8 protein-coding genes are annotated in these 12164 nt (G+C 63.4%); 3 read left to right on the top strand and 5 right to left on the bottom strand.

The features are described 5' to 3' along the window. Window positions 1-38 precede the first annotated feature (38 nt). The gene (locus BV071_RS34140) at window positions 39-5183 is read right to left on the bottom strand and encodes a PVC-type heme-binding CxxCH protein (RefSeq protein WP_075090819.1); all 5145 of its coding nucleotides are present in this window, start codon (window positions 5181-5183) and stop codon (window positions 39-41) included. A 271-nt stretch (window positions 5184-5454) separates the two neighbouring features. Here BV071_RS34140 and BV071_RS01225 point away from each other — a divergent pair, with 271 nt between their 5' ends. Both BV071_RS01225 and BV071_RS01220 read left to right on the top strand, forming a co-directional pair. Continuing rightward, window positions 5455-5973 carry a hypothetical protein gene (locus BV071_RS01225; protein WP_035601067.1) on the top strand — a complete coding sequence of 173 codons (519 nt, stop codon included), beginning with the start codon at window positions 5455-5457 and terminating at the stop codon, window positions 5971-5973. A gap of 13 nt (window positions 5974-5986) precedes the next feature. Continuing rightward, window positions 5987-6961, top strand: coding sequence for a glycoside hydrolase N-terminal domain-containing protein (locus tag BV071_RS01220; protein WP_035601065.1), 975 nt, complete (start codon window positions 5987-5989; stop codon window positions 6959-6961). Between the two features lie 6 nt (window positions 6962-6967). Here the strand turns inward: BV071_RS01220 and BV071_RS01215 are convergent, their stop codons facing one another. From BV071_RS01215 to tsaA, 3 genes are read right to left on the bottom strand one after another with little or no spacing between them, the layout of a single operon-like run. Beyond that, the gene (locus BV071_RS01215; protein ID WP_035601063.1) at window positions 6968-7423 is read right to left on the bottom strand and encodes a hypothetical protein; all 456 of its coding nucleotides are present in this window, start codon (window positions 7421-7423) and stop codon (window positions 6968-6970) included. A 15-nt stretch (window positions 7424-7438) separates the two neighbouring features. Further along, window positions 7439-8905, bottom strand: coding sequence for an ankyrin repeat domain-containing protein (locus BV071_RS01210; RefSeq protein ID WP_265593924.1), 1467 nt, complete (start codon window positions 8903-8905; stop codon window positions 7439-7441). Window positions 8906-8929: 24 nt separating this feature from the next. Then, the gene (gene tsaA / locus BV071_RS01205; RefSeq protein ID WP_035601875.1) at window positions 8930-9628 is read right to left on the bottom strand and encodes a tRNA (N6-threonylcarbamoyladenosine(37)-N6)-methyltransferase TrmO; all 699 of its coding nucleotides are present in this window, start codon (window positions 9626-9628) and stop codon (window positions 8930-8932) included. A gap of 95 nt (window positions 9629-9723) precedes the next feature. Here tsaA and BV071_RS01200 point away from each other — a divergent pair, with 95 nt between their 5' ends. Continuing rightward, window positions 9724-10443 (top strand): hypothetical protein, encoded by a 720-nt coding sequence (locus tag BV071_RS01200; RefSeq protein ID WP_265593923.1) that lies wholly within the window; start codon window positions 9724-9726, stop codon window positions 10441-10443. A gap of 27 nt (window positions 10444-10470) precedes the next feature. Here BV071_RS01200 and BV071_RS01195 read toward each other — a convergent pair whose 3' ends face one another. After that, window positions 10471-12102 (bottom strand): alpha/beta hydrolase, encoded by a 1632-nt coding sequence (locus BV071_RS01195; protein ID WP_035601057.1) that lies wholly within the window; start codon window positions 12100-12102, stop codon window positions 10471-10473. Between the last annotated feature and the right edge of the window lie 62 nt (window positions 12103-12164).

Here is a 12164-nt window from a genome sequence, read left to right as displayed (position 1 = left end):
TTATCAGGGACACATCTCACCGCAATGGCATTTGCGCTTCACTTCAGGCTATTCAAATAGCTGAACAAATCGCTCACCTGCTGCTCGCTCAAGCCATCCATCAGCCCTTCCGGCATGAGGCTGCGCTTGGACACAGTGTGCTCGCGCACCATCCGCTTCGGGATCGCCCGCTCGTCCGCGCCGATCTGCCGGATCACGATCATATCCTTGTCCTCGGAGGCGAGGAAGCCGCTGGCAAAGCTGCCATCTTCCAAGGCGATGTCGTGACGGTAGTAGCCGCTCTCCAATTGCGCATTCGGTGTGAGCACATTTCGCAGCAAGCTCTCCGTGCCCATCGCGCCGGCCCCGCTCAGATTCGGGCCCACGGCTGTGCCCTCACCGGCGACCTGATGGCAAATCATGCAGGTGGCCTGGAAGATCTGGCGCCCCGCCGCCGGGGTGCCAGGCTTGTTCGCCAAGGCTCGCACGCGTTCGAACTTCTCCCCCAGCGTCTTCGCCGCCGCCGGAGTCAGCAGATCGGGAAAATCGGAAGTCCACTCCAGCGAGGCGCCACCTTCCGGAGTCATCCCTGGAGCCTCGCCGCTAATTTGCTGCACCAGCCCAGGCATCGCCGTCCCAGCGGGAATCCGCGTGCGGTACTCGCCGCGGATCTCCGCAGCACTGCGCGCCACACTCCAGATCCGATATTCCAGGAAGCTGCCCGCCGTCCCGCCGGGCTGATTTGCGCGCCCGATATCCAGATCCCGCATCACCGCCTTGAAGCGGCCACCCGAGACACCCGCTGGCTCGCCATCGAGATAGAGTGCCACCTTGCCGGCATCGTCGCGGGTCACCGCACAGTGCGTCCACTTGCCCGCTTCGATCGGGCGGTCGGCAATCACAACGTCACCAGCACCGCTGTACAGCCGCAGCCGCGCATCGTAGAAATTGATGTCGGCACCACCACCGCGCGTGCCCAAGAGCCCGTCGCGGTTATCAATCCGCGGATCCAGCTTCACCCAAGTCTCAACCGTGAAAGGTCCATCGAGGACAACCTTTGTCGGGATCACCGCGTCCTGCTTGCCGGGAAAACGGATCGCGCGCACCAGCAGGCCATCGACCTTTTGAAGCACTGCTTGGAAGTCGGGATGATCCGGCCCCAGCACCGCAGCCAGCTTCTCAACCACCGCCGGGTCGAAGCCAGCGAAGCCGCCTTCCGCGACCTTCCGCGCAAACGCGACGGCGGATTTTTTCTTGGAGATTAGGCCGTTGACCGCAAATTGGCGCATCGCCCCCGGCAGCTTCGCCCAGCGATCCTGGATCTCCATCACACAGCGCGGATCCCCCGAGGAAGCGAAACCGATCAGAGCCTCGCGGGCTACCGCTGGATCGCCGCTATCGAGATTTTTGAGGAACACATCCCGATCCGCCCCGCCGCATTCGTTCAGTGCCTTCAGCAGGGCGGCAAGCTCCGCCGGCTGGGTCTCCTTGAGTGCGAGCTCACGGATCATCGGTCCCAGTTGCTCCAAGCGGAAGCGCCGCGCCAGCTCCAGCGCCAGCGGCAATTTCTCCGGCGACTGCTGGATCATCGCCTGCGTCGCCTTGCCCACGGCCTCGCGCAGGCTTTCGTTGGAGGCCGCCACTGGATCGAGCTTGAGCAGCGAGCGCAAGAGGCCTTCGCGATTGGCGGCACTCTCGAGTTGTTTGCCGAAGGCAACCGCCACCGGCTCGCGCGAAAGCTGGGAACCTAACAGCGCAAGTTCGTCGCCGTCGATCGGCCGTTCGACGAGGCTGGGCAGCAAGCTCACCATCGCCAGCGCGCCGTCCTGCGGCGGCAGCGCGAGCGCACAAAGACGACGGGCCTCCATCGTCAAGGTCTCTTGGCCGGAGAAGAGCGTCCAAGCAGGCAAGGGATGATCCTCCAGCGCCCGGCGGATCAGGTAGCGCAGAAACTCCGCCTCGTAGGCGGCGCGACCACCTCCGGCCCCCGGTGCCGGCGTCATGTTGGCAATCACCGCCATCATCGCGGTGGTCGGCTCCTTTTGATAAAGCAAGGCATTCGCCAAGGCGCATGACACGCCGAAGTCCTCGCCCGCTTCCTTCGCCTGCACCACCGTCCGCAGGAAGAGGTTGCCGCCGATGCCGCGGGCGTCACCTGACGCTTCAATCACCTCGCGGCGGATATTCGGGTTCTTGTCGGCCGCCAGACGCAGCAGCAGCTCCCGGTTGAGTGCCCGCATCTCGCGGACCGCCCACAGGGCACCGAGGCGCTTGGGCAGCGGCTGCGAGTCATCGCCAGCCAACTCGCCTAAGAGCGGAACGACGTCCGCATCGGCGCGATCGCCGATCTCCTCCCATGCCATCTGCGCGATCCGTGCATTCGGGGAACCGAGCTGTCCTGTTAGATCAGCCGTCGCCAGCTTCGTGAGGTCCACAGGGGCTGAAGGCTGGAAGCCCTTCGGCTTCACACGCCAGATCCGGCCGCGGGTCTTGTCACGCTCGGGGTGGTTCCGTGGCACCTCATTGTGCGAGATGATCTTGTTATACCAATCCGCGATGTAGAGGCAGCCATCCGGTCCGAAATGAATCGAGACCGGGCGGAACCATTCGTCGGAAGACTCCATGAAGTCCTGCTGCTTCCTGTAAACCGGCTGCCCGTTCGCATCCGATTCCAAGGTCACGATCTGAATCCGGTTGGTGATCGGATTGGCCACGTAGAAGACCCGCTTGCCCGGCCACATCGCGGCAAAGGCGCTGCCCTCATCCTCCGCCAGGGCCAAGCCACTGAGACCCGTGCCGCCCATCGGCTGGCCGGGCGTGGACTCCGGCACCTGTGGCGCGTAGGGTTTCAGCTTCTCCTTCGAGCCGGTGGGGTAGTGGCTGCCATCGATGAATTCCGAGACAGGGTGCCCGAGATCGTTTGCTTCCTGCAGGAATTCACGGCCGTCCCTCGCCGAAGTGGTGAAGCCCCAGATGTTGTTGGGCCCGGCTGTTAGAAGACCGAAGTCGGAACCGTCGAGCCTTGCCCGGGCCAGCTTGCAGGCGTTGAGCGCGATCTCCGTCGGCCCGCTGGAGAATGCCGCACCATCCGGCCGCTGGACCTTGGAGGCATTGAACAAGCCCTGCGCCAGATAGAACCAGCCACCGGGCGAGCGTTCGAACTGGTGCGGGAAAAGGTGCGAATCCTGGATCCCGAAGCCCTTGAGGACCACATCGTAGTTGTCCGCCTTGCCGTCCTTGTCGAGGTCGGTGTAGCGCCGGATCTCGGTGCCGTGTTGGACCAAGACCGAGTTCTTGTAAGGCAGGATGCCCAGCGGGATCGCCAGCTTGTCCGCGAAGACCCGCGGCGTCTGCGGCCCCGGCTTCCAGGGCTCGTCGAAGACCAGCACCTTGTCCTTGCCGCCGCGCGCGTAGAGGGCCTCGGCCTCTGCCTGGTTCTCGTTCGCGTCCACCGGATACTCCAGCGCGGTCATCGTCCACATCTTGCCGGAGTGGTCCCAGGCCATGGTGATCGGCTTGCCGACGCCTTCCTTCTCGGAGGCGACCAGCTCGACCTCAAAACCCTCCGGAACTTTGAATGTGGCGATCTCCCGCTCCGCCGAGCGATTAAAAGCATCCTCCCACTTCGGCGAGTTGGGGGTCGGCGGCAGCTCTTGGATCGTGATGTCCTTGAACTGCGCCAGCACCTTGCCACCGCCATGGGTTTGCAGGCCGATCAAGCCTTCGAGTGGAATCATGCCGTCCTCTTCCTTGTAGTCCAGCGCGGCCACACCATTGATCCAGGAGCGGATGCGCGGGCCCTCGCAGCGGATCCGGTATTCGTTCCAGTCCCAGTCCTTGGCTGCACCCTTGATTGCCTCCGCATCCAGCGGTTCGCCGACCACCTTGTTCCTACGGGACTCATCGTACAACTTTCCCCACCAGCCGGTTCCGGCATCCACTTGGTAGCCGACCATCTCTGAGTTGTCCGCCTCTCGGCGGCTGCGGAGCTGCACGCCGGAGTTCATGAAGCCTTCGCCTTGCGTCAGGCGCACCTTCAGCTTCAGCTCAAAGTTCTCGTAGCGCTTCTTGGTCGCCAGGAAGGTATTGAAGGGCACCTTCTCCTCCAGCGAGCCGCCGGTGATCATGCCGTCCTGCACCTTCCACCACTTCTCCTCGCCCGGCCGGATTTCCCAACCGTCCAGCGACTTGCCATCGAAAAGCGACACCGGCGGCGTCGGCAGCGGCTTGTTCGAGTAATCGCCCCACTGGATGACCTCCCCCTCCTTGGCGCGGTCCAGGTAGTATTGCAGTGCTTCCTCGGTCCACCCGGGGTTCTGCTTCTCCTGGCCTTGCAGGAAACGCTTGGCGTCCGGGGTTTTCGAGACCCGACCGCCTTCGGGGATTTCCACACCCGCGCTCCACAGGATGCCGTTCAGCACCATCTTGCGTGCGTCGTCATTCGCCCAGCTCCATAGGAAGTGGCCGCCAGTGAACCCGAAAGCGCGCCCACCCTTCGGCCGCGGGTAGGCCCAGGCATCCCAGTGCTGGTGTTTCTCATCCTCCATCACCGCCCGCGCGGGATCATTGCCGCGATACGGGCTCAGCCCCGGTTCCACCAACTCCTTGTTAGGAAAAATCCGGAACAGCGGCTGGATCTGGCCGTGATCATGATCGGTCTCGCGCAGCAGGAAGTAGCACTCGTCAAAGATCGAGAAGGGCTTCACCCCGCGCATGACCGGGTGATCAGCATGCTCGCTCGACTTGGCATTCCAGAAATTGCTAATCGAGTAGTAGGCCTCGAAGTCCGCGCCCATCAGGTTCCGCCACTTCTCGCGCCGCGGGTCTTTGGCTTGCTCCTTGCTGTTAGGGTCCTGCGCCTGGATCCCGGTAGCCCAGTGCAGCGCCACCAGCCCCTTGCCGGAATTCATGAAGGCTTCCAGCTCGTCCAGCTTGTCATTCGCCGGATGCTGGTCCCAGCCGTCCGCATAGATCACCAGCGCATCCGCCTTCGCCAGGGTCTCCGCATCCGGCCACTCGCGGATGACCTGCGCCTCGACGTCGCCACCCTCCTTGATGGAGTCGCATAGCAAGGTGCTGCCCGGACCGTGGCGATGCTGGCCCCAGGCGTGGGTATCGTGCCCGGCTAGGAAGAGGATCCGCTTGGGAGCGGCCGTGGCAGCCCCGCAGGCTAGCAGGAGAAAAAGGATGGGTCGAAGTCGCATGGCAGGAGTGGGCTTGGGAATACGGAATGAAGCGTGCGAAATTGCAGTTTGGATCGTTGAAAATGACCGCGGCGCTCTTCGGATGAATGCGTCGGACATTCACACAAAGCCGCGCCGCGGAAGACAGTCTCAAATTCCCTCCGCCTCTCCATGCGCCATTTGGCACCGCCAGCCGCCACGCTTTTTGCGCCAGCCGCGCTCCACCGAAAACGGACGGCAATTTCACAGACCCTTCGCAGGGCTCTCATCCGCCGGGGCGAACTTGAGCGCCATGAACTTCTACGCATCCGCCCCCCCGGATCCGAGCCTGGCCCAGAAGACGAGGGGCAGTCATCTCGTTCTCTTCACCATCGGCTGCTTCCTGATGCTGCCCGCTGCAGCGGTCTTCGCACTGATGGCCATGGCCATGGAGGAAGGCGCCATTTTCAACCTCAATGGCGAGGAACTCGGCCTCGTCTTCACCGCCGCGCTCACCAGCACCACCGGGGTCTTGGCCTGGGCTGCTCTCGGGCTGCTGCTGACCAAGCCCGCACGGCCGAAGTGGCACTTCGCCGCTTGGTCCCTGGTCCTCAGCTTCGGGATCTTCTCCGTGCCCGCCTGCATTTACTGGCTGGCAGCCGACCACCATCCGCAAGAATCCATCAAGTGGATCGTAGCCACCGTCCTGATGATCGGCGTGGTCTGCGCCTTGCTTGGGGCACGGAACCTGAGCTTTACCCGCGCCTCCTTCTGCCGCCGCCCGGAGGAACCGCATCCGCTCAGACCGCTTGAAGCCGGCGGGCGAAGCTGATAGCTAGGAACCCATGCGTTGGCCGATCCCGTCCCTCTTGATTGCCCTCCTCGGTGTGGCGAACGGCGACGAACCCAAGGCCGAAAATCGGGCCGAAATCACCCTCTCAAAGCCCGCCGAAGGCCCGGAAAAAGCCTTCCCGATCGGCAATGGCGAGCTGCGCGCCCGGGTCAAGGGCCGCACCAGCCTCGAGCCGATGGCCATCTTTCCTAGGGGTGGCCGCCACCCCGCGACCCCGCAGGTACCGGGCAATGCGATCTGCGGACCGGCATGGTTCCATTTCTCGCTCGACTGGCTGGCGGAGAACGAGGGACCGGTCACCAACTACAAGCGGACCCTCAATCTGGAGGATGGTACCGTAGTGACGACCTTCAACCGCGGCGGTGCGGGCTTCACCTGGACGGTTTTCGCCACCGGTGAGGACGGGCTGATTGTCACTCACTTGCGCACGGACAAGCCGGGCTCGCTGCATTTCCGGGTGACTCTGCCGACCGAGTTGCCCGCCACCCTCAAGGTCGAGGACCGCCGGATCCTGACGCTCAACGGCAAATCCGGCGGCAAGCCCTTCGCCGCACGCGCTTGGGTCTACCCGATGGAATCGGAGGTCACCCCGGGCGAGAAGGAGATCACGGTGCGCGGCGAGGGCGAGGCGCTGATCCTGCTGGCCGCGACCCGTGATCCAGACAAGATCGCGACCCTGCCCGATCGACTCAAGCCGCTGGGCTTCGGCGGTGACGATCACCCCGATGTCTTCCAAGTCTGGAACGGCCTTCTGGAGCGACACCTCGCGGCCCACCGCAAGGCGATGGAAAATGCCGGCGAGACGAAGCAGCAGATCTTCAACCGCTACGCGAAAGTAGCAATCACTCCGCCCGAGCAACTCAAACCGGCGGAGGCATTGCCACCGCCACCGGAAGACATCGAATTCCCGCCGGAAGATCCCGCTGACAATCCGAAGGATGGCGAGATTTTACCGGGAAAAAAGTAAACAGCGTCAGCGGCTGAGCTCTTCTTGGTAAATCAGCTTGAAGCCGGCGTTGTTCAGCACCCCAACGGCGAAGTCGTAGTCCTCCACATGCAGCGCCAGAAGGGTGTGGCCCTTGGGCGATGGCATGAGGGCGTAGGCGAAATCGATATTGGTCTCAGCGACCATCAAGGTATCGAGCACCGGAAGGAGTTCCGGACCGGACTCACGCAGCGAGATGACCACCAGTTCGCAAAGGGTATGCGGAATCCCCTTTTCCACGAAGATCTGCTCAGTGGTATCCGGATCGGTAACCACCAGACGGGCGATCGTCGCATCCCGCGAATCCTGGACGCTGAGTCCCACCACTTCGATCGCGGCCGAGCGCAAGAGTTTGACCAGCGAGGCGAGGGCTCCGGCACGATTGGGCAGTAGCACGGAGAATTGCTTCACCGGATTCCCCGGTGCGATCGTCTTGGCGGGCATGTCAAAAAGGAGGAATCAGCCCCGCGGGCCGCGGAGCGGGACCGTTATTACCTCACCTTTACTACGATTCTCAATCACCATTTGATTGGGGCGGACATCGATGACGGTGAATTCCTCTCCCCCGGCCGAGCGGAAATGCTGCCCGGCGCGGGCCACATAGCGTTTGCCCGAGGAATCCTCGACCAAGGCGACCGGATCGCTACCCGTGGGGTCGATGCCGGAGATGATCTCGCGGCGGCGGCCGGTCGAGGGGTCCTCCAGCTCAACGACCGAGACCGGAGAGGCGGGCTGGGCGCTATCCTTGATCGACTGCACACGGCTGCTGACCTTCACCACTTTGAGGCGCGACTTCGGGATAGTTCCGCCCTCGGGGACCGCTTCCACGCCGCCGCCCACCATCCTGAAACGGGCCACTTGGCCCTCGGACGCTTCCACCCGCAGCGGCAATTCGCGCTGGCGGTAAGCGCGCATGACCAACGGGGAGGCAGGAGCGGCACTGGCTTGGGTAGTGGTTTCGGAAGGAGAAGGCCCGGGATGTGCCCCAGCGGACAGCACGGCGGCTTCCAAGGGAGCCGGCGGAGCGGCCGAGGCAGTCTTGGGCTGTCCCGCGGGATCGACTCCCGCTGCCAGGCCTGCCTTGGCATCGGCGGCGGCGATCAGATCCATCATCTCCTTGCCTAGATCGGACGGCTCCTCGAGGCCGAACTCATCCAGCTTCGGCTGCTTGGCCAAATGATCAGCCAAGACCTCGTGCCCCGCCTCGCGGGCAAGGTCGGCGGCGGTCCGGCCTTGGTCGTCCATCGAGAAGCGGTTCGCGCCGAGATTCAGAAGCATTTCGGCGGCTTCGACATTGCCGTTCTGCGCCGCCACCATTAGGGCAGTGCGGCCGTCGTCCATGCGGGCGTAAATCGAGGCACCGTATTGGGTCAGCTCGTCGATGGCAGTGGGCCGGCCCTCAAGGGCAGCCACCAACAGGGCGTCATCGAGCCCGTCGCGATCTTGGGCCGCCAAGGCGGCAGCGGTTCCCGGCTGGCCTTCCAGCACCGCGATGGTCAGGCACTTATAGCCCTTGGCGTTCTTCTTCTGGGAATCCGCCCTGTGGGCGAGAAGGAAGCGGACCATCGCCGGAGTCCCCTTGGTGATGGCTGACATCAGCGGGGTTTGTTGCTCAGCATTCAAGACATCAACCGGCAGTCCATGATTGATCAGAAATTTCGCCGACTCCTTCATGCCCGCGGCAGCAGCGGCGTGGAGGGCGGTGTCGCCCGCTTGATTGCGGGTATCGATGGCGATCCCGTTCTTGGTGATCTCCTCAAGGGCCTTCACGTCATCGCTTTCCGCAGCACGAAAGAAGGCTTCAGGGCTGACGTCGTAGCCCTTTTCCTTCAGCTCCTGGCGAGCCGTTTCATGGCGATCGCGACAGCCGGTGGAAATGACAAGGGCTGCGCCGAGGCCGAGGACAAGCATGGGTTTCCCGCTCACACGAGAGGGAATACTTCGGATTTGTTAAGCTTTCAATCCGGAACCCTCGGCGCTTTCCACGGAAAAGATCCGGCAGATCCCGTCCGTCACCTGGAACTTCACCTCCACACCACAGAGACCGGCACCGTGGGTGCGGCCGGGTTCATCACGGCCAGCGGGCGGCCGGGGGTCGAGCGAGAGCGCCTCAACGATGACTTGGCGGGAGCGCTCGGGCAGGCGGTCGAAATTCGCGACTTCCTCCGCGATCACTTGTAGGCGCTCCGGCTCGGAGGGAGCGAAGCCGCCACGGGCTTCTGGCAAGGCCTCGGCGTAAGGCAGGTAGGGCTTGATGTCGAAGACCGGAGTGCCATCGACCAGATCGAGACCGCCCAAGCGCAACACCGAGCCACCGGGACGGGACTCAATTCCCTCCAAGCGGACCAGAGAGAGTCCCAAGCCGTTAGGCCGGAAGGTCGAACGGGTGGCAAAGACCCCCACCCTTTCGTTCCCGCCAAGCCGCGGCGGGCGCACGGTGGGCTTCCAGCCAGCCGCGGCGGTGAGGTGGAAGCCGAAGATCAGCCAGAGATGGGAGAAGCCTTCAATGCCCCGGAGGGCCTCAGCCTGGCGATACTCCGGCTCGAAGACCAGTTCGCCCCAAGCGCTCGGACAGAGGCCGGGCTGGCGCGGCACCGCAAACTTGCCGCCGAAGCAGGAACGGATGATGCCGATGGGCTGGATTTCCACGGGCGAAGGATTCTTCGTTGCGGACCGCTTGCCAAGCTGCACCGACCATCGGGTTTTGATTTGCCAGTGCGAAGAGCGCTCCCAAGCTCCGCGGCGTGCTCGCCCGACTGTTGCTAACCATTCCCGCCGCTGCCCTGCTTTGCCAATGTTCCCCGGTTGCAAGTTCAGATCTCTCGATTGCCGGGCCGGCCTCATCTGTTAGACGGGAGGAGGCGATTGCCATCGCATACACCTACAGCCGGGTGGAGTGGATGCCGGAGGAGCGGCATGTGAGGCATGGCAAGGATCGCGCAGGAATCACGGTGCATACGCCGGATACTTCGTTGGCGTTGCATGGCTTCTCGAATGGCTGGTGGCAGCCAGGGAAGAAGGCTCGCGGGGTGGTCTATCAGTGGGGTGGATTTGATACGCCGCAGCAGTTCGTGGATTCGCTGGCGAAGGGTGAAGTAGCGGGAGACATCTCGACTGCAGAGAAGCGGCGGCTCAATGACGATGGGACCAGCAAGGAGGCTTGTGGCATCGATTGCTCGGGTTTCGTGTCGCGCTGCTGGCGGCTTTCAAAACCGGTATCGACGAAGGAGTTGCCGGGGATCTGCGACAAGCTCGGATCCTGGGATGAGTTGAAGGCGGGAGACATCCTGCTCAACAACCAGCATGTGCTGCTCTTCGCGAGGTGGGCGAAGCCGGGGAAGACGGTGTATGCTTATGAGGCGGGTCCACTCCCGGTATGGCGGGTGAATGCGGCGGAGATCGAGGTGGAGGTCCTGACGAAGCGGGGCTACTCGCCATGGCGTTATCGGGAGATCCGGGATTAAGCCGGGGCCGCTTCCATCTCGGCGTGCTCAATCCTTCGCGTGTTCCTTGAGGATCTTCATGACCTTCGCAATGGCCTGCGGATCCTGGTGGGCACTGTGATCGGAGGGGACGATCTGTTCGCTCTGCGCCCCCGCCATGTGGGAACTCCAATAGGGAACAACGCCGTCGCTGGAATCCGGCGAATCGCCACGACCGCGGTCGCCGATGATAGTGTGGTAGGGCACACCGGGCGTGGTTGGCAGTGTGTTGATCGCCTGCACGAAGCGGCTTTCGGGCGTGAGGGTGTCCACGCTGTTCGCACGGCGCTTCGGCTTCAATTCGCTCGCGAGCGCGGAGGTGTGGTGAAGCATCTCGTCGCTCGCCTGGTTGGCCAGTTGTGCGGGGCGGATGAGGCCGGCGAGGGCGCGACCAAGCCAGCCCTTGGCCATATTGCTGCCCTTCAATGGTGCGGCGATGAAGATGACCCGGCCCACCTCCGGGCGGTGCTGGAAGTAGAGTTCATCCCGGAAATAATCGCGGGTGTGGGGGGACAGCGGGACTTCATCAAGCGGCTTGCCGAAGATCTTCTGGCAGAGCGTATCGCCGCTATCCGTGATGAGCAGGCGGCTGATGCAGCCGCCCATGCTGTGGCCGATCACCACCATGGGCTTGCGCAAGGGCATCCGCTGCTCCACTTCATCGAGCTCCTTGCGCAGGATCGCCGCGGAGTAGGGATAAGGGTAGCCGCTGGGGTAGCTGTAGAACCAGAACTGGTAGTGCTTCCGGATCTCCGGATCACCACGCAGGGTATTGATCATCGGCGTCCAGGTGGCCTGCGAATCCATCAGGCCGTGGATGACCAGGACGACGGTCTTGTTAGGATCGTAAGGTTGGAGCCGCTCGATCGCCGCGGTATGCGCATACTTCTCCGGATTGAGGACGCGGAGGTACTCGTGCTTGGCCGGATCGGTCTGCTGGAGCATGACGGCCAACGGGACGGTGAAGTCCGCCGCGAGCGGCATGGTGTGGCCGGCGATGCTGACCTTCTCCACCGCCAAGGGATCCTCGGCGGAGATGATGCAGCGTCGGCCCTCAAAGCGGGCCAAGGCGGTGACACTGTAGAACACGCGGGAGGGAGCGAAAGTCTGGCGCGCATTCTTGGCAGGCTCGCGCTCGACGGCGACGATTGGTGCGCCAATACCCGCGCGGACCGTGCGCTCCGTGACATAGCTGCCGCCGACATCGAACTCGTCCGCCGGCGTGAAGTCGTAGCGGGCCGGATTCCACTCCGGGCGCGGGTCGGGCTTGCGGGTAATCTCGTAATCGCCATGGGAGCCGGGCACGATCAGCGATTGGGACCACGCGTCCGCCCTCCCCTGGCGCAAGATATCGATGGCACGTCCGAGCGCGAAGTTGTAGTCACGCCGGGCGAGTTGATTGTCCGGATGCTTGCCCAGCTCGCGCGAGGCCATATCGAGTGCTTCAATGCAATCGCCGAGAGCCTTGAGCGGAGTGCCGCGATGCTGTCCGGTCGCGCGGCTGATCGCTCGTTCCGCGGCGACGAGTTCGCCAGCCCCGGCAGGTCCGTCCAGCGAGGGACGCCTCATGGAGACCTCGCCGTATTGCGAGCAGGCGGCTAGCAGAAGGGCCGGCCCGATGGCGGGGAGAAGCAAGCGCATGACTGGTGGAAATGAGGACCATTCGGAATCATGGACTGTGACGCAATTGGACTTTGGTTCAA

Source organism: Haloferula sp. BvORR071 (assembly GCF_000739615.1).
In the GTDB taxonomy this organism is placed as follows: Bacteria; Verrucomicrobiota; Verrucomicrobiia; order Verrucomicrobiales; family Akkermansiaceae; genus Haloferula.
The sequence above is the reverse complement of the archived record's forward strand: the minus strand, read 5'-3'. Positions and strand labels throughout refer to the sequence as shown.